Here is a 23,576-nt window from a genome sequence, read left to right as displayed (position 1 = left end):
TCGGCCAAAGGACTGTCAAAGTGCCCTGAGCAGCCCTGATGTAATATTCATGCGATGCTGGCCGGCTCGACAGCCTATGCCATTGGCGAAGGCCGCAGATGCCCCGTTGGCCTCGCCCGCAAACCGCGGCAGGCCATGGCGTTTTATTCGGTGCTTGCCCTCTCGGTCGGCCTCGGTGTGGCGCTCAATTTCACGCCAATTGATCCGATCAAGACGCTTTACTGGAGTGCGGTCATTAACGGGGTGCTAGCAGCACCGGTAATGACCGTTTTAATGCTGCTTGTCAGACGGCGTGACGTGATGGGCAAGCTCGTGGTCGAAGGCTGGCTGTATTGGCTCGGCTGGGCGTCGACGGCGGCTATGGCTCTTTGCATCGTCGGCATGGCGGTCAGCATGCTGGTACCAAGATCGTCCTAGAAACGGCGATCAAGGAGGAAATGGTGGACTACGCGCTGCGCTTTCTGATTGGCGGCTTGGTCGTTTCCCTGTTTGCGGTCATAGGCGACGTGCTGCGGCCCAAGAGCTTCGCGGGATTGTTTGGCGCCGCGCCCTCCGTAGCTCTAGCAACGCTCGGCCTCGCCTTCTCAAAACATGGCGGCGACTATGTTGCGATCGAAGGCCGCTCGATGATGCTCGGTTCGATCGCGCTCGCGGCTTACAGCGTTGCTGTTTGTCAGTTGCTGACACGGGCCGAATGGTCGGCGCTCAAGGCCACCCTCGCCGCTTTCGCGATCTGGCTTGTGGCCGCGATAGGCCTCAAGCAATTTTTGATAGGCTGACCACTATGGTTGTCCACTTCAAGTTCTCCGCACTCAAGCAGGGACGACTTTACGAATATGTCGTGCGTTTTGCATTGGGCGGGTTGGCAACCGTGGTGGCTGGCCTTGTCGCGGACGGGGCAGGGCCGGAGGCCGGCGGGCTGATGCTGGCCTTTCCAGCGATCTTCTGTGCCAGTGCGACCTTGATCGAGAAGCATGAGCGTGAGCGCAAGGAGAAAAACGGCCTGCGCGGGCAGCGACGCGGAAAGGCTGCCGCCGCACTTGATGCCGCCGGGGCCGGATGGGGAAGTCTGGGCCTTGCCTGCTTCGCGCTCTTCATCTGGCACGGACGCGCTTTACAGCCCGCGCTCTGCCTCGCAGCGGGTTCGCTCGTCTGGTTCGCGGTCGCCGTCCTCATGTGGCGCCTACGGCGCGAACTACGTTTCGGAAGTCCCTCCTAAAATTTAAGAGTCGTCCGCAAGCCGAACACGGAAGCATTCTCGAGTGGCGTTCCGGCTAGAGGTCCTGAAGGGTTCGTTGCTCCTCCACCGGGGTGAATAATGTACTGAAAATTGGGCTGCAGCGTCCAGCCATCCCTGATCTGGTACTGATAGACGGCGGTTAGAAGGCCTTCGCTCACAGGTTATTCGGCGGCCCAACTGCTGGGCCTAACAATTTTCGAGGAGACGCATCCGGAAGATGTGTCGGAGGATCGCCGTCAATTCCAGCGCCAGCTCGCGGGCGAGTTCGAGCGCTGCAGCATCGAAAAGCGCATTGCCCGCAAGGATGGCGGCCATATCTGGGCCCAGGTGACGTCGTCGAGCGTCCGCGATGCTGACGGGCGCTTTCTTTATGCGGTTCGCGTTCAGCACGACATCACCAATCGCAAGCGAGCTGAGAGGCACTATCCCGTCGCATGGAAGAACACGCAGCGCTGTTTGCCTTTTCGGAACGATTGCAGCATTGCACCTCGTCCACCGATTGTTACGAGGCCGCCCTTAATGCAGTTCCGGGTCAAAGGTCAGGCCCTTGCGCTTTCCTGCCAAGGCGGCCCAATAATAAACGCGCATAGAGTGTTGAAACAGCCGGACTGATAGATCTCGCCGATCGTCATCTTCTCGAACTCGCAGGCGGTGAGGAGGTACATGGAACATAATCCTTCGCGCCTGGAAGTTTTATCGGCTGGTTCCAAAGAAAGCCTTGCCGAGCAGATCGAAGTTTATCAATTGCGATATTGGCTCCGTAGACGCGATGCGCACGAAGTCCGCTAATGGGATGGTCCGGCCGTGCTCCTGCCCCGCCAGCGATAAGCTGGCCAGGGGCGCCAAGACAAGGAGCACGCCATGTCCCAGACACCCAGTACCGCGATCGCCGTGATCGGCATCGATATCGGCAAAAACTCGTTCCACGTCGTGGGCCACGATACGCGCGGCACCGTCGTGCTGCGGCAAAAGTGGTCGCGTGGCCAGGTCGAGGCGCGGCTCGCCAATATGCCGCCTTGCCTGATCGGCATGGAAGCCTGCGTCGGCGCACATCATTTGAGCCGCAAACTCGCATCGTTAGGTCACGATGCCAGGTTGATGCCGGCCAAATATGTCCGCCCTTATAGCAAAGGACCGAAGAACGACTTCAATGACGCCGAAGCGATTGCCGAAGCCGTGCAGCGCCCGACGATGAAGTTCGTGGCGACCAAGACCGCGGAGCAACTGGATCTGCAGGCGCTGCATCGGGTGCGCGAGCGGCTGGTGTCGCAACGCACCGGCATCATCAACCAGATTCGCGCCTTCATGCTGGAACGCGGGATCGCGGTGCGCCAGGGTATCGGCTTCCTGCGCACAGAACTGCCCACCATCCTTGCGACGCGCACCGATGCCCTGTCGCCACGCATGTTGTGTGTCATCGAGGAGTTGGCAGGCGACTGGCGTCGGCTGGATCAGCGCATCGATAGGCTCTCCGGCGAGATCGAAGCACTGGCCCGTCAAGATCAGGCATGTTCGCGCCTGATGACGGTGCCTGGCATCGGGCCGATCATTTCGAGCGCCATGGTGGCCGCGATCGGCACTGGAGACGTCTTCTCCAAAGGCCGTGACTTCGGCGCCTGGCTCGGGCTGGTGCCCAAGCAGATCTCGACGGGAGACCGCACGATCCTCGGCAAAATCTCAAGGCGCGGCAATCGCTACCTCCGCGTTCTGTTCGTCCAGGCGGCATGGGTGGTGCTGGTCAGGATCAAGAACTGGGAACGTTACGGACTCAGATCCTGGATCGAAGCCGCCAAGAAGCGATTGCACCACAACGTGCTGGCGATCGCACTCGCCAACAAGCTTGCCCGCATCGCCTGGGCGGTGCTGGCTAAAGGACGCGCCTTCGAGCTGACAAGAGACCAACGATGCAGGCGTCCGACCCGCTTGATCGTCGCGCCGTGCTCGGCGCGGTCAAGGCGCGGCCTGGCAACGCCGGAGCCAGCCGCAAGCCAAGCGCAACGGCCGGCCTTGACCGCCCGTGCGCGCGACGCGACGCACGTCCTGCGGGCCGGGACGAAGGAACGGCCCCTGGCTCGAACACAGGAACTGCGAGGTAGGAGGAGCAAGCGATGACGTAACCCCATCAACAGGTTCCAGCCGAGGTCTGCGAGAGGATGAGACGAGATGGAGGCTCGGTCTTCCCGGCACGTGCGAACACTGGTGACCCAAATGGCCCAATCGAGGCCTGTCCGCTAATGAGAACGCACGCGCGCTGATATCCATGATGGCCCGGAGAAAATGCTCCAATCAAAGGCCGGATACATTGATGCAAGACCACACCACCTGATCGACGAACCTCTTGCTACGCACGGCCGGACCATACATCGGGGTCAAAAGCAGCGGTGCACGTCTCGGCCGACGACTTCCGGTCTACCTCAATTTCGGACGTATTGTTGTGCCGCGCCCAGGGTCGCATCTGGGCCAATAAGCGACATGAGCAGCGTGGCCTGGTCATTCGATCCGTCGTACAATATCTCCTCGGTTGGGTTGCGAGCCATGGTGCAAAAGCGGCCAGTCCGGGTCGAGCGTAGGTTGTCGGCGATATTGGCCGCCGACATCGCTGGCTATTCGCGGCTGATGCACAATGACGAAGAGGCAACGCACGCCAAACTGGCAGCGCTCCTAGCAGACGCCGTCGAGCCCGCGATTGCCGAACGCGGGGGCCGCATTGTGAAGAACACCGGCGACGGCTTCTTGGCAGAGTTTCCAAGCGCGGTCGAAGCGGTTCGAGCTGCCATTCAATTTCAGACCCGCGTCCGCGAACTTACCGTCGGTTATGCTGAAGACAGGCGCATCCTGTTCCGTGTGGGCATCAATATCGGCGACGTAATTGTTGAACCGCATGACATCTTTGGAGACGGCGTTAACATCGCGGCGCGGCTTGAGGGCATCGCCGAACCCGGCGGCATCTGCCTATCCTCCTCCGCCTACGATCAGGTTCGCGGCAAGGTCGCGGTCGAGTTCGCCGATCTAGCGAGCAGAGCCTCAAGAATATTGCCCGCCCAGTCCGAGCCTATGCTGTGGTCTGGGATGGATTTATTCGGGGCACAACGACTGAGGGTGCGATGCCGAGCACACCTCCCCCGACACATCTGTCCATCGTGGTGCTGCCGTTCGCGAACATCGGCGGCGATCCCGAGCAAGACTATTTCGCCGATGGCGTGACCGAGAGCCTGACTACGGACCTGTCGCGCATTAGGGACTCATTCGTGATTGCCAGCACCACTGCGTTGACGTTTAAGGGCATGGCCGTCGACGTGAAGAAGGTCGGGCGCGAGTTGAACGTCCGCTACGTGCTCGAAGGCTCGGTGCAGCGGGGCAGCAACCGACTTCGGGTGAATGTGCAGCTGATCGACGCGAAAACCGGCAATCATCTTTGGGCCGAACGCTTCGACAAGCCTGTCGCCGACCTTTTCGATATGCAGGACGAAATCGTTTCGCGGCTCGCTAACACTCTCGATGCCCAGCTCATCGCGGCCGAGGCACGGCTAGCGCAACGTTCGCCGCATCCTGATGCGATGGACTTGTATTTTCAGGGCATCGCTTGCTTACACGAAGGACTAACCAACGAACACTTGGCGCAAGCGCGCGGCTTTTTCGAACGTGCCTTGGCGCTCGATCCCGACTGTGTCGAAGCACTGGTTGGCAGCGCAATAGTTGACTTTAATAGGGGCGCTAACTTTTCTATTGACGACCGCGCTGCGCTGCTCGCGGCGGCCGAGGGGGCCTTAATCAAGGCTTTGTCCCTGGCTCCGCAATACGCCCCGGCCCACATGTATCTCGGCGCCGTGCATATTTTTACGGCCCGCGCGGCCCAAGGTATCGCCGAATGTGAGCACGCGTTGTCGCTGGATCGAAATCTAGCTAACGCCCATGGCTGGATTGGTCTTGCCAAGTATTTTCTTGCTCGCGCCGAGGAGACCGAGGCCCATGTCCATGAGGCGCTGCGCCTCTCTCCCCGGGATATCTGGGTCTACCGGTGGATGCTGTTTGTCGGCTGCGCCAACGTGCAGCTCAATGCCGACGCCGAGGCGGTCGCCTGGCTGCGCCGAAGCATCGAGGCCAACCGCAATTTCCCCCTCGCGCATTTCCATCTCGCCGCCGCGCTGGCGCTGCTTGGGTGGCTGGACGAGGCACGGGCCGCCGCGCAGGTAGGGCTTGCACTCGATCCAGGGTTCACCATCCGCCGCTTCCAACGCCATGCTCCGAGTAACAATCCGACTTACCTAGTCAGACGCGAACGCTTCTATGAGGGCATGCGCTTGGCCGGGCTGCCAGAGGGCTAAAGGTCGGTTTTGGGAAATGAGCGCCGGTCGAAGACCGGGTCGCCCATGTCCACTCTACCCAACACACCGGACTTCTGCGACTACCCGAGCCTTTTCGCCTCTGGGCCAACAACGGCCCTCGTTACGGCTGTTGCCCAGAGAAAGAGAATAGTCGGCTACCACCGCCGGTGATAGACTTCGGTGCCAGCTAACGTGTTTCGAGCATAGTCCCATGATTAGCAAGGCCGATACTATTGTCATTGGCTCCGGCGGCCTCGGCGCTGCCACAGCATATTACTTGAGCAAACGCGGTCTCAACGTCGTTCTGATCGACAAGCACGATATCGGATCGCAAACCTCGCCCCGCGCTGCGGGCATGGTGAGCTGCGTCCGCAAGAGCGACTTGATGATTGGCCTCATCAAGGACGCTTGCCGTAAGATTGAAGCGTTCACCGAAGAAACGGGGCAGCCTCTCGATTGGGTGCACTCTGGCAGCCTGAAGATCGCGCGTCGGCCGCAGGACGCGGAGGTGATCAGGGCTGACCTTGAGCGCGGGCGCCGCATGGGCCTTGATGTCGAGCCGATTTCTTCGGAGCAGGCAAGTCGCCTCAATCCGTTTTTAAAGCCGACCGGCGTCGTCGCGGCGATGAGGATCGGTGACGACAGGTATTTCGACCCCGCGCAGGTCGCCACCGGCTTCGCCATAGCAGCGGCAGCTCGAGGCGCAACCGTACTGCCAAAGACGGACGTGCTCACCGTAAACATCACTGCCCGCAAGGTGACCGGCGTAACCACCTCGAAAGGCATCATTGAAGGCCCGATCGTGGTTGATGCGGCTGGTGCATGGACGCGACAGGTCGCGGAGGCATGTGGGATTTCCGTGCCTCTGGTCCCGACCCGGCAGCAACTCATCGTCACCGAGCCTTTGGATGGCGCGCGTGCTGACCAACCAATGATTCGGATCATGGATGCCGCCGTATACACGCGTCCCTGCCAGGGCGGCTTGCTTTGGGGTGTCTACGAAGAAACCCCACGACTTTTCGACATGGAGTCGCTCGGAGCCAGTTTCGACATCAAGGACATGCCACTCGACATCGACGTGCTGCGTTCAGCGGCTCTTGAAGTCAAAGATCAACTTCCAATCCTGCAAACGGCAAAAGTGCGAGAATTTCGTGGTGGCATTCCGACAATGACCGCCGACGGCCACCACATCCTTGGCCCGGCCTCCGGAGCTGCAGGCTTCTATTTTGCAAGCGGGTGCAACGTCGCTGGCCTCTCAATCTCGCCGACCATCGGAGAGGCGCTTGCAACCTGGATCATCGATGGCAAGCCGGCTGTCGATCTCTCGCCTATGTCTGTCATGCGCTTCAAAGACCAGCCGTGGTCTGAACCTCAACTACAGAGGGAAGCCGCTTGGCAGTATCGGCACTTCTATGGCGCCGTCTAAGCTACCGCGGGTGATTTAGGAAAGTCGACGCGCTTCGAGTCACGAAGGAATGACGGCTATGGGTCACAAGTCGCCGATCACGCTCAAGATGGCAGACTTCCGCTTGACATTGGTAAGCCGACGTTTGTGAGTACACGCCCTAGCACTACTTTGGCAGAATGTGTTTTCGCCGCTGTTTTTCAAGGATTTGCTTTCGGCAATATGGGCACTGCTGGGGCGGCGGCCGAAGGATGAGATCGACGATGGCGTGACGTACGGCGGGCATGGTTGGTTGAGGCGGAGGCCCGTTGATTCTTTTTTTTCCGCCCCGCGTTTGCGAGGCGACGATGTTGCAGGAAGGCGTAGGCAATCATTGTCATAAGGGCGTGGCGATGAAGACCTTGCCATGATCGCCCTTCGAAGTGATCAAGTCCAAGTTCCTCCTTCAACTGTTGATGCGCCTGCTCACAAATCCACCGTGCCTTGATGGTGGCGGCCAGCGTGCGCAGATCCGTCATCGCCGGAAGATTGGCGAGATAGTATTTCTTCTCTCCCGAGGCGCGTTGCTCGCCAATGAGCCAGGCTTCGTCGCCTGGGAGATGCTGCTGACCTTTATCCCATATCCGCTGCGGAGGGCCGTCGGCGGTCCGGACACGGAGAGCAGCAAATCGGGCTTTGAGCCGACCTTTCGTCCCGCTACGCCAACTCACGGTTTTCCATTTGGCGCTGGCCAGCATTTGTTCTGCCGCAATCGATAAGATATCGGGCACGTGGTGCTTTCGTGGTTTCCCGCGGACTTTGGTAATCGGCCAAATGAGCTTCACATCGACCGGATACACTTTCAGGTGCCGAGGGATGCCGACAGCCCAGGCCAGCCCGCGCTCTGTTAGCCCTTGTCGAAACGGTGCGCTGAGGCCGTATCCTGCATCCGCCAGCACACATCCAAAGCGCACGTTGGCTGCCATCGCGCGGTCAATCTCGGCCAAAGCAATCTCCGGCTTGGACCGTGGCGTTCGGTGTTCGACTGGCACGCGAGCGCGCTTCAAACGAGACATGTCGCTTGTCCAACTGTCAGGCAAAAAGAGACGTAACGCGACCATCACTGGCACTTCGCCGCGCGCAAGCGTTAAAGACACCAGCGTTTGGCAATTTGCCGTTTTACCGAGAGCCGACGCGTATTGAGCCGCAACACCGACCGAGCGCTCACCCTTCTTCGGCAGTGAGGTGTCATCAATAACCAGCACCGCATCGCTGCCGCCGACAAGTCGGTCCGCCTGGTTGAGCAGCTCTGTCTCCAGCGGCGTCGCGTCCCAGACACCGTCCGCAATGAAATGGTGCAACTGGTCGTAGTTGCTCGTGGCAAGGCGTTCCGCCATCGGCTGAACGCTCTTGCGATCGCCAGGACCGATCAATCCCGCAACATATAGAGGACACATCCGCTGTCGGGTCTTATGACCCAGCCGGTCCAAGAACGGCATCAGCCAGCGTTCGAGTTCGTCTTCCCATCCCGGCATGGTCAGCCCTCCAAGAGCCGACCACCCATGAATCATTGAAAAATTGATTCGGGAATCCAATAAATCGAGGTGAAATCAACAATCTGCCAAAGTAGTGCTAGTGTAGGAACCACGCGAGCGCGGCGCATTTGAATCGTCGCCGGCTCGCCCCCGAGCCGGCGGAGCGGCCCCGGCCCTCCCCGCCGGAAGCCCCTGAAGCCGGGGTCGTCTCTCCGATACCGTCTGTGTTGGAGTTTGCGTATGCGTGTCTCGCCCTCGATCTTGCCCGCGGACCGGCTCGACCGCGACATCTATCTGGTTCTCGCCGACGCTAACCATAACTGCGACCAGGTCTTGTTTTGGCAAATCCTAAAACTTATGGTTGTGACTTTCAGTATGGAATTTTTTGATGATGGTCCGATTACCTATGGTCGCGGTCATCGCGCCCGACGGGGAAAGATCATACTGGGTTGCAGCGGTCGAACCTGAGAGGGCGACCGAAGCGGTCGCGCAGGTCGTTGGTGACGGGCAAATCGTTAGGCTCTTGCAGCACCGCCTGCGCGTGAAATCAGATGCGCTCCGCCCAGGCGAAGTCCGCCGACTTGGGATCTGACCAGACACCTACCCCCGAAGAGGCACTCCATCTCCCCAAAAGAGCGTCCTCTCCGCCTTAGCACCCCCGGTATATATTAGCGTTACGCACATTGGCGGGCAGAGAGCGCGCGCTTTCGCTGCCGTCTCTTGGGGGAGTCGTGCGGATGACCCGTTTCTTCTTCCATGTCCACGACGGCATTACCATCTTCGATGATGTCGGACTGGAACTTCCGGATATCGCCGCCGCGCAAGCAGCGGCGATCGAATTGAGCAGTAAAATCCTCAACGATGGAGCAGAGGGACCCTTGTGGCAGGACCTTACCTGGCGCGTCGAGGTGACCGACAGCCCCGGAATCGGCGGGCAGATCTTCCTTGTCGTCAACTTTTCGGTCACAACGTAATGCACTAAACTAACCTACGCTCCGTGATGGTGCCCGACGGCGGCAATTGCGATGCGCGCTTCCCGGAGGGCGGCCGTCCAAATTCTTCTACTGGGACAACCTAGCCCGCAGCCGGATGCGTCCGGAGGTATTTGATAACGCCACCGCTGAGGCACAGACAAAGGCGCTCGCGCGGGCTGAGCAGGACAGACCGAGATGTTCCTCGCCGCTCAACTTTAGGCTAGCAGGCTTAAACAGTCCAGCGCGGGAACTAGCTAGTAACCCACCTCATCAAAAACGTTCCGATATAGCTACGAAAGCGCGTGCGCTTACAATGAGCACTCGACTTCACATTACGCAACGGGTGGCGTTACGAAACGGGTCGGATTTTTAGGTCCCAGCTCGCTTTTGATCGACAGCATTGCCATCTCACCCGTAGGGCTATCGCCTCTTCAGCGTCGCCTCAATGCCAAATGCCGATCGTCCGAAGCAGAAAAATAAGGGACGAATAACCTCGACAAAGATATTTCGATCCAATTCCGATCAGACCGAGATCAGCAGAGAGGACTTAGATTTTCACACTTCTCATTTCCCTAATCTTTTTCAAAACGAAATGATATCGAGCCTTCGTTCAATATGTTGGCGGCTCTCAGGCCTGCGTCGTCTTGCGGATTGTCTACCGTGTGACGTGCGACGACTGGGTCATCATGTTGGCCAACGCCGATGGTGCACGCTGCCCGAGCGGTTCGTGCCGCAGCGATCGAGATCGGTGCCGGCCAGACCGGAGCTCGGCAAGATTGGGTAGCATTGATGGCGTCGAGCCCCAGCCAGCACGGCGGTCTTGATCCTCGAACTCAGCCCCAGCGCGCGCTCGCTGGGGAATGGAGGTGCCAATTCCTCCGGTGATTCTTCCGTAATCGCGAAACAGGCGCGGTTACGATCGCTCAAGGATCCAATCTCGTTCTATGGATAGTAATCGCAGTGCTCCTTCTGCTCTGGATCTAGCCGTCCCCAGGTAAAGCGAGCGTCGCCCTAAGGGCGGTCGCCAAAGGTGGCCGCCTTCTCTGGGCCATCGACGAGATCGCTCCCGGCGTGACTCCTTCGGCGCTTCCTCGGGACGGCCGTCACGGTCTATGAGCTAACGACCCTCCTGCACCAGTCGCGAAAATGACCGCAAAGCCAATATCTGAGTCAGAGTGGTCCGTTCGTCCGGAAACGAAGCGGGCAAGGTCGCCATAGGGCGCCTGGTCTTTTCGAACTACGAAAGCAGCATCTGACTTGAACCGGATACAGGAAGGCCAGATGGGCACCTGGCTACGAGGCTGCATTAACCATACCAACGCGGCAAGCTTGGCATATCCAGCCGAAAGTTAGCATATCTGATCGGCTTCGCAGCAAGCGCGAAGCGGATAAGCGGCTGCCGTCCGGTGCTGGAACACCAAACGACAGCCTGACCACAACCGACTAATGGAGAGTCGTTCATGGCTACCAGCCACTATAGCGCCGATTCGGCATCCTTGCCCCAAACCTACCTGCGGCCTGGGCCGCTACCTTCTGCCGTTGACAAGAGTGAACGCTTCCCGGACGGCGGCCTTGTGCCGGTGTTCGCGACGGTCTTCGAGAATTTCAACTCGTCGTTCACGGATTAGCGATCGTCAATTCGACGTCGCGCATCGCAAGGGGTGGCGAAAGGCCACCTCCTCGTTGGGACCGGCTGCTCTGCCTTCCATCCAAACGACCAACCTTTGCGATGCCTGGGTCTCCGTTGCTTCGGCTCACCTGGCGGCAACAACGATACTCAGTTCACGACGTCGGCCGGCGATCTCTCGCAACAGAGGGATTTCAGTCATGTCATTGTCATTCGACCTGCCATCGTCGCGGACCACCTGCACGTCCAAGATCTTCCGTCCCGGGGATGGCATCACCAGCCCTCGGCTGGTGCATCACGGCGCGAGCCGTGTTGGGGTCTGGGTCATCCCCCTCGCTGATCGCAACAGCACCGATCTGGCGCTGGCCGTCGGCCCCGCCGCCTACGTGCTGATGAACCGCGAGACGGCCTACTTCGGCGAGACCAAAAACATCAATATGCGTTTCTCGAAGCATTTTGCCGATCCGGCAAAGGCGTTTGCCCGCGTAGCCTACGTTGTCGTCGGATATCCCGAGCCCTGGTCCAACAAGGACCCAGCATTCTATCTTCAATATCACCTCTGGAGCATTGCTCAAGCAGCGCGCCACGTCGTCATCACCAACGAGTGGACCCCGACAATTCCCAGGGTCCGCGCCGATGAACGCGCCGAAATGGAGCGCATCCTCGAGGACGCGCGTCAGCAACTGTTTGACGCGGGTTGTCTGGCACTGGATTCCTACTTCGATCGCGTTCCCGTAGTTAGTTCAACTGAACGAGACGACGATCCGATCGGGCCGAACGACATGGAGCCGATGCTGATCGACATCGTCGCCACACCTCCCGCCGGAGGTGAGCTTGAGCTGAATTATGTAGGCCTCTGGGCACGGGGCTATCCCACATCCGATCGCGGGTTCGTGGTCATGCCCGGCGCCGAATTCCGTTGGCCCATCAACGGTAGCGCCCAGGGGATCGTCGACACCCGCCGCAGCGAATTGGAAGCGAAGCACGCCCTGGCCACGATCCCCGGGGCTGCCGACCGAAAGCGCCTTCTGGTCGCCGTCTGGTTTCCATCCGCCGCTATCGCGGCGAAGGTCATCACGGGCGCCCATATTGGTTCGAGAGTGTGGGTCCCCCGCCGCTACCCGCAACCGATCATCATTGCGAACTGAGGGGGCCGCGAATGTCTGCTTCGAACAATCCCACGAGCGATATCTGGCCGCTCTCCACGGACGACGGCCCTCCGCTGGCGTGGTGGCGGATGCTCTCGGTGCATCAGTTCCGATACACCGAACAGTCAATCATCGGTACCATGTTGCAACGAATCGCCGTCCTTCATGGCGGCGACAAACTCCGGGCCGCCCTGAGTGGCGATCCGGCAGCTGCGATCGCTGCCGCCCTCTCCTTGATGCCGATCCGCGACATTTCGCTGACCGTCGACATCACGATGACCGCCCTGCTTCACTCGGCCCTCAGCGATGACCCCGCGGCCATGCTCGTGCTGTCGCACGTTCTTGGTCGCCTCGAGTTCGATCTTCCTTTTAAGGTCGAACTCGCCACCCTGTGGCTTACCCATCACATCCGTTACGCTAAGGCTACCGGTCAGTCTGCCCGGACGGAGGCAATGGTCTCGCTGGCTCTTTGCGAGGAGGATCTCGCTTGAGCGCGAATGATGACGATGACAATTCCGATCATCTGGATCTACCGACAGCGGAGGACGCCGCCTCGACCGGCGCCGCTGCCGATTCGGCCGATTGGGACGAACGCCTCAAGGGCCTGCCCAGGCTTTTGCGCTATGCAATGCTGATTGTCGATGGCGCCGATCACGTTGAGGAGCGGCTCATCGCTGAAGTCGAAGAGCTCTGCCCGCAGTTGTCCCATAATCTCGCATGGGCTAAAGGCAGGTCGTTAGAGGGCGCAATGGCGCTGGCGGCTGAACTCGATCGCCGCGCGGTCGCTCATAGTGAGCCAGCTCTCAGGAGCCTTGCTGATAGTGTCCGGCTCGTGAGCTTGCCGACGCCACGTGATGACGAACACTTCCAGCAGCATCGCAGGGTCGCCAAGGCACTGGTCAAGGCCTTTCAGCTGAATTCGCTGATCGTCGAACAGAAGGTTCGCTGCGACCTTGAACGGTTCACCTATGGCTGGGCCGCGCTACAGGCCTGCACGCATTTTGTGCCAAAGAAGTTCTCTGCGGCAATGAACGCCTCCCTGGTCGGGCACCGCACGGCCGAGCATCGCATCTCCGCAGCCAAAGCGGCGTTGCGACTTCAGTTCAGGGAGGAGAATGACCGCCGAAAGCAACGGGAAGCCGACCGGACCGAAGCCGTCGAGCGACAAGCCGCCCCGATCCTCGAGGTCATTCCCGATCATCATCTCGTCGTTGCGCGTCTGTCCGAAAACGAGATGAAGAGCCCCAAGCTCAAGGAGATCATCGGGCCGCTGAAGGACGTCGTCAACGTCGCCTTACCGCTCGTTCAGGCACCGGCGTTGTACGAAGCGCGCAACACCCTGCTGTTCGAGTTCCCGTACGCCAGCGAGGTCGTCGACTTCGCCTTGGCAGATCTCGTTGGACGCGAGACAGTGCATTTGCGCCCCCTCCTGATCGTTGGCGAGCCCGGCGGTGGTAAGAGCCGGTTCGCCCGCCGACTGGGCGAGGTCTTGGGTGTCGCCGTATGGCGGAGCGATGCAAGCCGCTCCGATAGTGCTTCCTTCGGGGGCACGGACCGGCGCTGGTACTCAGCCGAGCCGTGTCACGCCTTCCTCGCAATTGCGCAGGCACGCATTGCCAATCCGCTCGTGCTGGTCGACGAGATCGAGAAGGCTGCGACGCGAAGCGACAATGGCCGACTTTGGGACGTGCTGCTCGCATTTCTCGAAGCGGAGACGAGCTCGCGCTATCCCGATCCCGCGCTTCAGACAAATCTTGATCTGTCGCAGGTAAGTTACGTCGCTACCGCAAACCGTCTCGATCCCCTGCCCGGTCCGATCCGGGACCGGTTCCGGGTCGTGAGCTTTCCCAAACCGACCTCCAAGGATCTCGACGCCCTGCTGCCGGCCGTGTTGACCGATCTCGCGAGGGAGCGCGGCCTCGATCAGAGTTGGGTGACGCCGCTCGATGGCATTGAGCACGAGGCGGTCGCGAGAAACTGGGCCGGTGGCTCGGTGCGCCGCCTGCGTCGTGTTGTCGAAGCCGTCCTGCGCGAGCGCGACATCCACGCATCGAGGAACTGATCATGGAGGAGAACGGCTCAGGAAGACCACGGCCGCTATTGCCTCGGCCGCCGCATTTGCGCGGGATAACCCGTCCCCAGGGCTTAAGTGGCGCACGCCCACCCGATACTATCACGGTCAATTCTCAGAGGACCGATGCCGTGACCGATCCCCAGATCGTCTGCCCCAACTGCCACACCGAAATCAAGCTGACGGAATCGCTCGCCGCTCCCCTCATCGCAGAGACGCGCCGCAAGTTCGATCAACAGCTTACTGCAAAGGAGGAAGACTTTGGCCGGCGCGAAGCGCTACTCAAGCAGGCCAGAGAAGAAATCGCGAAAGCTCGCGAGGCCGTTGACGAGCAGGTGGCGGCCAAGCTGAAGGCGGAGCGGGCGAACATCGCCGAAGCTGAAGCCAAGAGAGCGCGTCTGGCGGTCGCCGACGAGCTCAGCACCCGCGACTAGCAATTGGCCGATTTGCAGCAGATGCTCACGACCAATGGCGAAAAGCTGGCTGCAGCCCAAAAGATCCAGGCGGGCATGCTTCGCAAGGAGCGCGAGCTCGACGATGCCAGGCGGGAAGTCGAGCTCACGGTCGAGACGAAGGTGGCGTTTGCTGCCGTACGCGACAAGGCCAAGCTTGATGTCGAGGACTCGTTCAAGGCGGAGGTCGCCGAGAGCAGTTGTCATCTACTAGGATGACACTCTTCCGGAGCACAGGACGCAACTGCTGCACTAACTTCTCAACCTCGTAATGCCAGGCCGCGGCGAATACGAACACAAAATCATAAAGGCTTGCGCCAACAAGGACGTTCCGCAGGAATCCCCGTCGCTGCATAGCAAACGACGTTCCGGATCCTTGCGACATCATCGCGTCCAAGATCAATGCGCGCCGCGCTTCGGGAAGGCGAACAATGAAGCTCCGCTTCATCGGTGTGGTCAAAAGCCATCCAAACTCGTCTTCATCAGCGCGCGCGAGCACGACCTCGCCTCGCCTGCAGATGTTGCGGATCTCGAGTTCCCGGGCGACACGGTCTAATGACGAAGTCGAGTGTGCTCCACCCGGCCGCTTGGCACTCTTCCTGCATTTTTTCAGGAGCTCCCGAAGCTCCATAATCGTCAGCTTGCCCTCGCTGACATCTTCGAGCAATTTTCGACGGCGCTCCGGTTGCCTTGCGGCAATTCGAGCGACCCGCTCGACAGCAGCCACTGGCATCCTGACATCAGGTGCCAGCTCGGTGATGCCTTCTGCCTCCAGGAATTGTGCCGCAGCGATAAAGCGGCGGAGCGTGTTGTCGCTGAGCCTCACTTTCTTCGACAGCTTGGCGATGTAGTCGCCGCGTTCGCCGTGCTCTAAAGCTTCAAAGGGACGCAGATGCGGCCTGATATAGGCAAGCCAATCGTTTGCGATACGTCCGGGGCGCGCAGCCATAAAAAATCGTCGATTCGCGAAGGTCGTTTATTATAAGCCAGAGCTGTGGCTTTCCAAGCGAATGATGATGTTGACGGCAGGACGACTTCAGCTGACACTAAAGCTGGCAGACGAGATAGGCTGTCGTGCAATAGGATGCGATGAACGTGATTGTTGTGGGCGAAAAGCTGACTGAGAAAGGGGCCTGTCCTGCTCTGCGTTACATTCGGAGTAACGGGGGGGAAGCCGACCTTTGCTTCGGCAGCGCGCATCAATCGAACGTCATCCAAGCTGACAGAGATCGGTCTCCTGGAATGAAGCTGGACGGCATGAATGTCGGGCAGGAAGCGGGCCCCAGGTTGAGTAGCGCGCATCGCGCGGTCGCTAACCGAGTGGAAAGCAGCGGGGCATCCGGCATTGGACCGGACGGCATCAATGTCTGCGGTGAGGTTTCCAGCGCCACGGAGCGCCTTCGTGGAAATCTCGTGGAAATCATCTTTTCGCCGGCCAGCCGCAAGGCGGCTAAACCCTTGAAGAAGATGGTGGGCACGACAGGGATCGAACCTGTGACCCCTACCATGTCAAGGTAGTGCTCTCCCGCTGAGCTACGTGCCCTAGAGGTCATTTCATCGGTGGGGTCCCTATAACGGCTCAGGGGACCCGGCGCAAGGACGGAAGGAGGCCGATTTAGGCCGCCAGCATCTTGTTCACTTCGCTGACCAATTCGCGCAGATGCACGGGCTTGGACAGCACCTTGGCGTTCTTGGGGGCGTCCGAATCCGAGTTCAGGGCGACCGCGGCGAAGCCGGTGATGAACATGATCTTGATGTCGGGGTCGAGTTCCGAGGCCCGGCGGGCGAGCTCGATCCCGTCCATCTCCGGCATCACGATGTCGGTCAGCAGCATCTCGAACGGCTCTTCGCGGAGCCGCTGGTAGGCGGCCATGCCGTTGTCATGGGACGAGACCTGAAAACCGGCGTTTTCCAGCGCCTTGACCAGGAAACGGCGCATGTCGTTGTCGTCTTCGGCGAGCAGGATCTTTGGCATGGCAGGAAACGTCGAATCCCCAGAGGATATCAGCAGAGGTCACTAAGCCCGACAGAGGGTAAATTTGGGGTGAAAATCTTTACCCTGGACGGATCGCGCTGCCGGCTCCTTGTGAACCGGAATGCGGATCGAATCAATCGAAGCCGACCGGACGATCCCCGCCTCGCTGCCTGCACGGTTAAGACATGTTCCAGCGCAGATCACATCTTTTCGCTTGGCAGAATGGTTGCGATTCCGGACAATGACGACACATAAGAGCCGCTCGACCGGCCGAATCAATCCGTTCAAGCCTTTGCCGGGCCTTACAGGATCCTGCGGGGCCGGATCTTGTGGCGTGAAGGGACGAAGCCTGGGAATAAGGGACGAAGCCTGAGAAGATGACCCGGTTTGACGGCGAGATGTCGCCAGCATTCGAGATCGTCGAGCCCGCCGAATGGCGCGCGCCGGTCATCTTCAACTCGCCCCATTCCGGCTCGACCTATCCGGACGAATTTCTCAGCGCCTCCAGGATCGACCTGCCGACACTGCGGCGGTCGGAAGATTCCTTCATGGACGAGCTGATCGGCCATCTCAGCGCCCGCGGCTTTCCGACCGTGCGGGTCAACTTTCCCCGCTCCTATGTCGACGTCAACCGCGAGCCCTACGAGCTCGACCCCCGCATGTTCACCGGCCGGCTGCCGAGCTTTGCCAATACCCGCTCGATGCGGGTCGCCGGCGGCCTCGGCACCATCCCGCGCGTGGTCGGCGATGGCCAGGAGATCTATCGCGACCGTATCCTGGTCGACGATGCGTTGGCGCGGATCGAGACGCTCTACAAGCCCTATCACCGCGCGCTGCGCCGGCTGATCAACAAGGTGCACCAGATGTTCGGCACGGTGGTGCTGGTCGACTGCCACTCGATGCCCTCGGTCGGCGTCAGCAGGGACGAGCCGCGCCGGCCCGACATCGTGATCGGCGACCGTTACGGTACGAGCTGCACGCCGCTCTTGCCCGACCGGGTCGAGGAGACCATGGGCGGGCTCGGCTATTCGATCGGCCGCAACAAGCCCTATGCCGGCGGCTTCATCACCGAGCATTACGGCAACCCGGCGAGCGGGCTTCACGCGGTGCAGCTCGAGCTCAACCGCGCGATCTACATGGACGAGCGTCGGCGCGAGCGCAGTCCGCGCTTTGCGCAAGTGGCAACCGACTTCGGCGTGCTCGCCGACGTGTTGGCGGCCACGATCCCGTTCGGCGATCTCGGACCGTTCCAGGCCGCGGCGGAATAGGCGGTAAGCCTGCGACGCGCGACCACGTCGCGGATCAGGGACCAGACACAGCTGCGAGCGTATCGGACGCCGGATCTTCACTTCGCGTTTTCGCACAGCCGAAGTGAAACAGGCGACCCAAAGAAAAAAGGGCCGCTCGCGAATGACGCAAGCGGCCCAAGTCTAGGGAGGAAACGCCCAAGGAGGGCAGCGGTAACGCAGAGCGCTACCGCACCGCAACAATATGCGGCCGCGCCGCACAAAGTGCAAGGGCTTTTGAGCCATTTCCCATGCAAAACACACATGGCTCTGTTGCTTCCAGAGAAACCCAGATTCAGTTCCTTTGATAAGGAAATTCAATGGGTTGATAGTCATTTGCATACGAACAAGGCATGTTCGGAACTAAGTTTTCAACTCAATGATCGATATTTGGCCAGGAGATGGCTCGGATGAGGCAACCGGCATCGGCATCCAAAATACCAGGGTGCAAATCAAGACAGCGCTGCACGCGAGAGGCGAATTGAGATAGGCAGATGCGAGCTTCACCCGACTTTCGTTTTGAGGATGCGCCGTGACGGTGATCGACTTCTCAGCCTTCATCGGAGGGCTCGCCACCGCCTCCGGCGAAACCATCCTGCCGTTCTTCCGCACCTCGCTGTCGATCGACGACAAGAGCAAGACCAAGGATTTCGATCCGGTGACCGAAGCCGACCGCGCCGCGGAGGCGGTGATGCGGCGGCTGATCAAGGCCAATTTCCCCCAGCACGGCATCGTCGGCGAGGAATTCGGCAATGAGCGCGAGGACGCCGACTATGTCTGGGTGCTCGATCCCATCGACGGCACGAAGTCCTTCATCGGCGGGTTCCCGATCTGGGGCACGCTGATCGCGCTGCTGCACAAGGGCGCGCCGGTGTTCGGCATGATGCACCAGCCCTTCATCGGCGAGCGTTTTTCCGGCGACAACGGCTCGGCCAACTATAAAGGCCCCTCCGGCGAGCGTCGGCTCCAGGTCCGCCGCTGCGCTTCGCTGTCGGAGGCGACGACCTACACCACGAGCCCGCTGCTCATGAACGAGCGCGACCGCGCCATTTTCGGCCGTATCGAGAAGGGCGCGCGGCTGTCGCGCTATGGCGGCGACTGCTACTCCTATTGCATGCTGGCGGCCGGCCACGTCGATCTCGTGGTCGAGACCGAGCTGAAGCCCTACGACATCGCGGCCCTGATCCCGATCGTGACCGGCGCCGGCGGCGTCGTCACCACCTGGGAAGGCAAGCCGGCCCAGGGCGGCGGCCGCATCATCGCGGCGGGCGATGCCAGGGTTCACGAAGAAGCAATGAAACTGCTCAACGGATAGCCGCCCCAAGAGGCTTGTATGAAAAACTGGCGTAAGCTCTTCCTCGCAAGCCTGCTTCTGTTTCCCGCCCTCGCCTCCGCCCAGAATTTTCCGGCCAAGCCGATCAAGCTGATCGTGCCGTTCCCGGCCGGCGGCCCCAACGACATCATCGCGCGCGTGATCGGCCAGCGCATGTCCGAGCTCTCGGGCCAGCCGGTGCTGATCGACAATCGCGGCGGCCAAGGCGGCGTGCTCGGCACCGACGCGGTCTCGAAGGCCGCGCCCGACGGCTACACCATCGCGATCTCCTCAGCCGGCGCGCTCGCGATCAGCCCGAGCATGGAGCGGGTCGCCTACGACGCATTGTCCGACCTCACGCCGGTGACGCTGGTTGCAACCGTGCCGGAAATGCTTGTTGTCGCCACCAACGTGCCCGCCAAGGACATCGGCGAATTGATCGCGCTGGCCAAGGCGCAGCCCGGAAAGCTCAACTTCGCCTCCTCCGGCCCCGGCAGCCTGCCGCACCTCGCCGGCGAATTGTTCAAGCTGACCGCGAAGATCGACATCGTGCACGTGCCCTATCGCGGCGCCGCACCCGCGGTGAACGACCTGCTGGGCCAGCAGGTGCAGATGACGTTCCTCGATCTTCCGGTGCTGCTGCCGCAGGTCAAGGCCGGCGCCTTACGGCCGATCGCGGTCGGTTCAGTCGAGCGTGCACCGGCCGCGCCCGAGGTGCCGACGACGGCGGAAGCGGGCTTTCCTGATCTGCGCATCGAGAACTGGTACGGCATGGTCGCGCCCAAGGGCACGCCGAAGGAGATCGTCGCAGCGCTGCATGGCCTGGCGACGAAGGCGATGGCGGATCCGGCCGTGAAAGAAAAGCTCGCCGCGCAAGGCGCGACGCTCATCGGCGACGAGCCGGAGCATTTTCGCCAATTCATCGCGGACGAGACCAGGAAGTGGACGAAGGTGATCAAGGACGCCGGGGTGGAGACGGCGAAGTGAACAACGGTTTGAGTCGTGACGCCGCCACGAGGTAGGTGCGTTCCCTCCCCCCTTGCGGGGGAGGGCAATCGCATATGGATTTCACGAGGATTTTCCGCGGGCTTGCTCCGCCTCTCCCGCTTGCGGGAGAGGCCGACGCGCTCGCAGAGCGCGGCGGGTGAGGGCTCTCGCCACGCAGGGATGTCATCCGCAATCCCCAACAATCCCGACGCGGAGACACCCCCACCCCAACCCTCCCCCGCAAGCGGGAGAGGGAGCCCAGTGCCGATGCCGCCGCATCGTGCACACCATATGCGATAGCCCTGCCCGCAGGGGGGAGGGAGCGCAGTTGAGGTCGCGGCCGCGCCGCAGGCTCACATCACCGCCACCCTCACACCGCCTCGGCCCGCAAATGCTCCACCAGCATCTTGGCCGGGCGCGGCAGCGTCTTGAAGCTTCGCGCGCAGATCACGAGTTTGCGGTTGGCGAAGGCATCGCGCAGGCGGACCATGGCGAGCGGCATCAGCTTGGCGCAGCGGCGGGCAGCGGCTTCGGGCACCAGGGCGACGCCGACATCGGCGGCGACCATCTGGCAGATCGCATCGAAGTCGCGCAGGCGCGCGCGGTAATGCGGCCGCATGCCAAGCCGGGCCGCGTGTTTCGAAATATGAACCTGGAGCGCGGTGGCGCTGGTGAGCCCGACGAACTCGCACGCGCCCGCCTCCTGAAAATCGATCTGGCGGCGGCCGGCGAACGGGCCGCGCCGTGACGTCACCAACGTCAGGTGATCCTCGCTGAAGACGAAGCGCTCGATATGGTCGGGCAGCGCGTGCTCCGCGGCGAAGCCGAGGTCGGCGGCACCGGCGGTGATCGCCGCCGCGATGTCGGTGCTCTCGCGCTCCTCGATGTCGATGGCGACGTCGCGATGCTCGCGCAGGAAGCCGGCCAGCGCCTTCGGCAGATGCTCCGACAGGCCGGAGGTGTTGGCGAGAAAATGCACGCTGGCGCGCACGCCGCTGGCAAAGCCGGCGAGATCGCCGCGCATGGCGTCGATCTGGTGAATGACGAGACGGGCATGATCGAGCAGGCTCTCGCCGGCCGCGGTCAACTCAACGCCGCGGCGGCCGCGCTTGAGCAGCGCGACGCCGAGCGCATCCTCCAGCCCCTTGATGCGCGCGCTGGCCGAGGCCAGCGCCAGATGCGACCGCTCCGCGCCGCGGGTGATGCTGCGCTGGTCGGCGACTGCGATGAACAGCTGGAGATCGACGAGATCGAAACGCATTTGGTCTCCTCCAACCAAGCCTTCGTCCATAGCGAAGGCTGTCTCCGTAACCTCCAGATTGTGCCCGGGCGCGGCTTCGGTCAATGTGCAGGTCATGATCGACCCTTTCCTCATTGTCATCGCCGCCGTCTTCCTGGTCGCCGGATTCGTCAAGGGCGTGGTCGGGCTCGGCCTGCCGACCGTCTCCATGGGCCTGCTCGCGGTGAGCATGGCCCCGAGCCGCGCGATCGCCATCGTCATCGTGCCCGCCATCATCACCAACATTTGGCAGACTTTCGTCGGACCGTACTTGCGCGACATCCTCAGGCGGCTGTGGCCGCTGATGATCGGCACCGTGATCGGCTGCTGGCTCAATGCCGGCGCGCTGACCGGCCCGCATGCGCGCTACGGCACGATCGTGCTCGGCGCCCTGCTCGTGATCTACGCGGTGATAGGCCTGAACAAATTCCAGTTCCGCGTCGCGCCGCAGAACGAGAAATGGGTTGGTGGCGTGGTCGGCGTGGTCACCGGCGTGATCTCCGCCTCGACCGGCGTGCAGGTGATCCCCTCGATGCCGTTCATGCAGGCGATCGGCATGGAGAAGGACGAGCTGGTGCAGGCACTCGGCGTGTTCTTCACGACCGCGACGCTGGCGCTCGCCTTCAACCTCACCGCCGGCGGATTGCTGACGCCGGCCAATGCGGTGCCGGGCGCCGTGGGCCTCGCCATGGCCTTTGCCGGCATGCTCATCGGCCAGTCGGTGCGGGCGCGGATGCCGGCGGAGGCGTTTCGCCGCTGGTTCCTGATCGCGATGATCCTGCTCGGCCTTTATCTGGCTGGCAGCGCGCTTCTGAAGGAATTCGCCTGAGAAGAGGCTCACGCCTTCGGCGCGTAGCCCGGCACCCATTTATCGTATTGAGGCAGATCGTCCTGGATCGTCCACCACGGCGCGCGCGACGAGGTGAAGACGTGGAGGCGGGGCCTGACGTCAGGATCGTCATCGAGCAGGCCGGCGGGAATGCTGACGGTCGGCAAATAACTCGCCTTGCCCGGCGTCAGGCAGCCGCAGGTCTTGCAGCGATGGCGAAAACTGCCCGGCGCGGACTCGTAAGCCACCGTCATGTCCTCGCCCGCGACAAAGCGAAACTTGTCGGCTTCAACATGGGCATAGGTGGCGAATGCCGCGCCGGTCAGCTTGCGGCAATTGACGCAATGACAATGCGTCAGCGTGCGAACCTCGTCGATCTCGAAACGCACGGCGCCGCACAGACAGCTTCCACGAATCATCGAAACCTCCCGCGCGTGGCCTCTATCGGGCCGATTGCATGCCACACCAGTCATTCGTTCGAACGAGTTACCGCGTCTCCAGCATGGCGACGCGGATGCCGAGATAAATGAACAGGCCGCCGAGCGCACGGTTGACCCAGGCGATCGCGCCCTCGGAGGCCCGCAAGCGGTGCGCGGCCTTTGCCGCGAACGCCGCCAGCACCAGGCACCACAGCGTTCCCGTGCAGATGAAAATCAGGCCGAGGGTCAGGAAGGCGAGCGGCTTGTGCGGAGAATCGGCTGCGACGAATTGCGGCAGGAAGGCCAGGAAGAACAGCGCGACCTTGGGATTGAGCGCGTTGGTGAAGACGCCCTGGAGGAACACCCGCCGCAACGAGCTCCGCGCCGGCTCGTCGATCGCCGATGCCAGCGTCGGGCGCGACCACAGCATCTGAAGTCCCGTGACGACCAGATAGGCCGCGCCAACCAGCTTCAGGATCGAAAAAGCGGTAGATGAGGCCATCAGCAGGGCCGAAAGGCCGATTGCCGCGCCTGCGACGTGGAAAAAACAGCCGCAACTGATGCCCAAGGCGGCGGCAGCCCCGCCCCGCCAGCCCATCTGCATGCTGCGGCCGATGACGTAGACGGAGTCCGGTCCCGGCGTGATGTTGAGCAGCACGCCCGACAGGATGAAGAGCCAGATTTCGTGAATGCCCAGCATGTGAGGTGCCCCGCCGCCCCGTCCGTCTCAAGG

At 61.4% G+C, this 23,576-nt stretch carries 22 protein-coding genes, 1 tRNA gene and 4 pseudogenes; 18 read left to right on the top strand and 9 right to left on the bottom strand.

What is annotated here, in order from left to right; genetic code table 11:
- Nucleotides 1-54 precede the first annotated feature (54 nt).
- The 3 genes and pseudogenes from ACVWW6_RS11980 to ACVWW6_RS11970 form a co-directional block, all read left to right on the top strand.
- Nucleotides 55-417 (top strand): annotated as a pseudogene (locus ACVWW6_RS11980) (divalent metal cation transporter); the annotation flags it as partial.
- Nucleotides 418-437: 20 nt separating this feature from the next.
- Nucleotides 438-779: a DUF3147 family protein gene (locus tag ACVWW6_RS11975; protein ID WP_456680779.1), complete on the top strand. Its 342-nt coding sequence runs from the start codon at nt 438-440 to the stop codon at nt 777-779.
- Between the two features lie 5 nt (nt 780-784).
- Nucleotides 785-1,219, top strand: coding sequence for a DUF3147 family protein (locus tag ACVWW6_RS11970; RefSeq protein ID WP_011090440.1), 435 nt, complete (start codon nt 785-787; stop codon nt 1,217-1,219).
- Here ACVWW6_RS11970 and ACVWW6_RS11965 read toward each other — a convergent pair.
- The gene (locus ACVWW6_RS11965) at nt 1,216-1,398 is read right to left on the bottom strand and encodes a carbohydrate porin (protein WP_082901065.1); all 183 of its coding nucleotides are present in this window, start codon (nt 1,396-1,398) and stop codon (nt 1,216-1,218) included. The genes ACVWW6_RS11970 and ACVWW6_RS11965 overlap by 4 nt on opposite strands.
- Before the next feature lie 19 nt (nt 1,399-1,417).
- Between ACVWW6_RS11965 and ACVWW6_RS11960 the strand changes: the two are divergent.
- Nucleotides 1,418-1,600: pseudogene (locus tag ACVWW6_RS11960) on the top strand (PAS domain S-box protein); the annotation flags it as partial.
- Between the two features lie 179 nt (nt 1,601-1,779).
- Here the strand turns inward: ACVWW6_RS11960 and ACVWW6_RS11955 are convergent.
- Nucleotides 1,780-1,905, bottom strand: coding sequence for a hypothetical protein (locus ACVWW6_RS11955; RefSeq protein ID WP_257784485.1), 126 nt, complete (start codon nt 1,903-1,905; stop codon nt 1,780-1,782).
- A 196-nt stretch (nt 1,906-2,101) separates the two neighbouring features.
- On the opposite strand from ACVWW6_RS11955, the pseudogene ACVWW6_RS11950 reads away from it, so the two are divergent.
- The 3 genes and pseudogenes from ACVWW6_RS11950 to ACVWW6_RS11940 all read left to right on the top strand — a co-directional run bounded on the left by ACVWW6_RS11950 (nt 2,102) and on the right by ACVWW6_RS11940 (nt 6,991).
- Nucleotides 2,102-3,167, top strand: a pseudogene (locus ACVWW6_RS11950) (IS110-like element ISBj4 family transposase).
- Between the two features lie 608 nt (nt 3,168-3,775).
- Nucleotides 3,776-5,565 (top strand): annotated as a pseudogene (locus ACVWW6_RS11945) (adenylate/guanylate cyclase domain-containing protein).
- Between the two features lie 211 nt (nt 5,566-5,776).
- The gene (locus ACVWW6_RS11940) at nt 5,777-6,991 is read left to right on the top strand and encodes an NAD(P)/FAD-dependent oxidoreductase (protein ID WP_110117265.1); all 1,215 of its coding nucleotides are present in this window, start codon (nt 5,777-5,779) and stop codon (nt 6,989-6,991) included.
- A 179-nt stretch (nt 6,992-7,170) separates the two neighbouring features.
- On the opposite strand, the gene ACVWW6_RS11935 is transcribed toward ACVWW6_RS11940, so the two are convergent.
- On the bottom strand, nt 7,171-8,520 hold the full coding sequence (locus ACVWW6_RS11935; protein ID WP_456680778.1) for an IS701 family transposase: 1,350 nt from the start codon (nt 8,518-8,520) through the stop codon (nt 7,171-7,173).
- Nucleotides 8,521-9,221: 701 nt separating this feature from the next.
- Here ACVWW6_RS11935 and ACVWW6_RS11930 point away from each other — a divergent pair.
- The 7 genes from ACVWW6_RS11930 to ACVWW6_RS11900 all read left to right on the top strand — a co-directional run bounded on the left by ACVWW6_RS11930 (nt 9,222) and on the right by ACVWW6_RS11900 (nt 14,975).
- Nucleotides 9,222-9,458, top strand: coding sequence for a DUF6894 family protein (locus ACVWW6_RS11930; RefSeq protein ID WP_060910319.1), 237 nt, complete (start codon nt 9,222-9,224; stop codon nt 9,456-9,458).
- A gap of 1,460 nt (nt 9,459-10,918) precedes the next feature.
- The gene (locus ACVWW6_RS11925) at nt 10,919-11,086 is read left to right on the top strand and encodes a hypothetical protein (RefSeq protein ID WP_162494163.1); all 168 of its coding nucleotides are present in this window, start codon (nt 10,919-10,921) and stop codon (nt 11,084-11,086) included.
- Nucleotides 11,087-11,285: 199 nt separating this feature from the next.
- A complete protein-coding gene (locus ACVWW6_RS11920) occupies nt 11,286-12,233 on the top strand; it encodes a GIY-YIG nuclease family protein (protein ID WP_051000295.1) in 948 nt (315 codons plus the stop codon).
- Between the two features lie 11 nt (nt 12,234-12,244).
- The gene (locus tag ACVWW6_RS11915) at nt 12,245-12,724 is read left to right on the top strand and encodes a hypothetical protein (RefSeq protein ID WP_063921553.1); all 480 of its coding nucleotides are present in this window, start codon (nt 12,245-12,247) and stop codon (nt 12,722-12,724) included.
- Entirely contained in the window at nt 12,721-14,295 is a 1,575-nt protein-coding gene (locus ACVWW6_RS11910; protein ID WP_236842146.1) for an AAA family ATPase, read from the top strand. The genes ACVWW6_RS11915 and ACVWW6_RS11910 overlap by 4 nt, the downstream gene beginning before the upstream one ends.
- Nucleotides 14,296-14,435: 140 nt before the next feature.
- Nucleotides 14,436-14,738, top strand: coding sequence for a hypothetical protein (locus ACVWW6_RS11905; RefSeq protein WP_051000294.1), 303 nt, complete (start codon nt 14,436-14,438; stop codon nt 14,736-14,738).
- Between the two features lie 3 nt (nt 14,739-14,741).
- The gene (locus ACVWW6_RS11900) at nt 14,742-14,975 is read left to right on the top strand and encodes a hypothetical protein (protein WP_236842147.1); all 234 of its coding nucleotides are present in this window, start codon (nt 14,742-14,744) and stop codon (nt 14,973-14,975) included.
- Here ACVWW6_RS11900 and ACVWW6_RS11895 read toward each other — a convergent pair.
- The 3 genes from ACVWW6_RS11895 to cpdR all read right to left on the bottom strand — a co-directional run bounded on the left by ACVWW6_RS11895 (nt 14,932) and on the right by cpdR (nt 16,731).
- Nucleotides 14,932-15,705: a hypothetical protein gene (locus tag ACVWW6_RS11895; protein WP_038966175.1), complete on the bottom strand. Its 774-nt coding sequence runs from the start codon at nt 15,703-15,705 to the stop codon at nt 14,932-14,934. The two genes, ACVWW6_RS11900 and ACVWW6_RS11895, sit on opposite strands and share 44 nt — an antisense overlap.
- A gap of 519 nt (nt 15,706-16,224) precedes the next feature.
- Nucleotides 16,225-16,299 (bottom strand) — tRNA-Val (locus ACVWW6_RS11890).
- 72 nt (nt 16,300-16,371) lie between these two features.
- Nucleotides 16,372-16,731 (bottom strand): cell cycle two-component system response regulator CpdR, encoded by a 360-nt coding sequence (cpdR, locus tag ACVWW6_RS11885; protein WP_007597092.1) that lies wholly within the window; start codon nt 16,729-16,731, stop codon nt 16,372-16,374.
- Nucleotides 16,732-17,108: 377 nt separating this feature from the next.
- Between cpdR and ACVWW6_RS11880 the strand changes: the two genes are divergently transcribed.
- The 3 genes from ACVWW6_RS11880 to ACVWW6_RS11870 all read left to right on the top strand — a co-directional run bounded on the left by ACVWW6_RS11880 (nt 17,109) and on the right by ACVWW6_RS11870 (nt 20,316).
- On the top strand, nt 17,109-17,999 hold the full coding sequence (locus tag ACVWW6_RS11880) for an N-formylglutamate amidohydrolase (RefSeq protein WP_011090455.1): 891 nt from the start codon (nt 17,109-17,111) through the stop codon (nt 17,997-17,999).
- A gap of 550 nt (nt 18,000-18,549) precedes the next feature.
- Entirely contained in the window at nt 18,550-19,332 is a 783-nt protein-coding gene (gene hisN / locus ACVWW6_RS11875; protein WP_011090456.1) for a histidinol-phosphatase, read from the top strand.
- A gap of 18 nt (nt 19,333-19,350) precedes the next feature.
- Nucleotides 19,351-20,316 (top strand): Bug family tripartite tricarboxylate transporter substrate binding protein, encoded by a 966-nt coding sequence (locus ACVWW6_RS11870; RefSeq protein ID WP_456680777.1) that lies wholly within the window; start codon nt 19,351-19,353, stop codon nt 20,314-20,316.
- Between the two features lie 370 nt (nt 20,317-20,686).
- Here the strand turns inward: ACVWW6_RS11870 and ACVWW6_RS11865 are convergent, their stop codons facing one another.
- The gene (locus tag ACVWW6_RS11865) at nt 20,687-21,577 is read right to left on the bottom strand and encodes a LysR substrate-binding domain-containing protein (protein ID WP_028173870.1); all 891 of its coding nucleotides are present in this window, start codon (nt 21,575-21,577) and stop codon (nt 20,687-20,689) included.
- 94 nt (nt 21,578-21,671) lie between these two features.
- Between ACVWW6_RS11865 and ACVWW6_RS11860 the strand changes: the two genes are divergently transcribed.
- Nucleotides 21,672-22,424: a sulfite exporter TauE/SafE family protein gene (locus ACVWW6_RS11860; protein ID WP_028173869.1), complete on the top strand. Its 753-nt coding sequence runs from the start codon at nt 21,672-21,674 to the stop codon at nt 22,422-22,424.
- A gap of 8 nt (nt 22,425-22,432) precedes the next feature.
- Here the strand turns inward: ACVWW6_RS11860 and ACVWW6_RS11855 are convergent, their stop codons facing one another.
- The gene (locus ACVWW6_RS11855) at nt 22,433-22,843 is read right to left on the bottom strand and encodes a GFA family protein (RefSeq protein ID WP_028173868.1); all 411 of its coding nucleotides are present in this window, start codon (nt 22,841-22,843) and stop codon (nt 22,433-22,435) included.
- 67 nt (nt 22,844-22,910) lie between these two features.
- Nucleotides 22,911-23,543, bottom strand: coding sequence for a LysE family translocator (locus tag ACVWW6_RS11850; protein ID WP_028173867.1), 633 nt, complete (start codon nt 23,541-23,543; stop codon nt 22,911-22,913).
- Nucleotides 23,544-23,576: the final 33 nt, after the last annotated feature.

It is taken from the genome of Bradyrhizobium sp. USDA 3311, from assembly GCF_054062495.1.
Note: the sequence above shows the minus strand (reverse complement) of the source record. Positions and strands in the feature narration are given on the sequence as shown.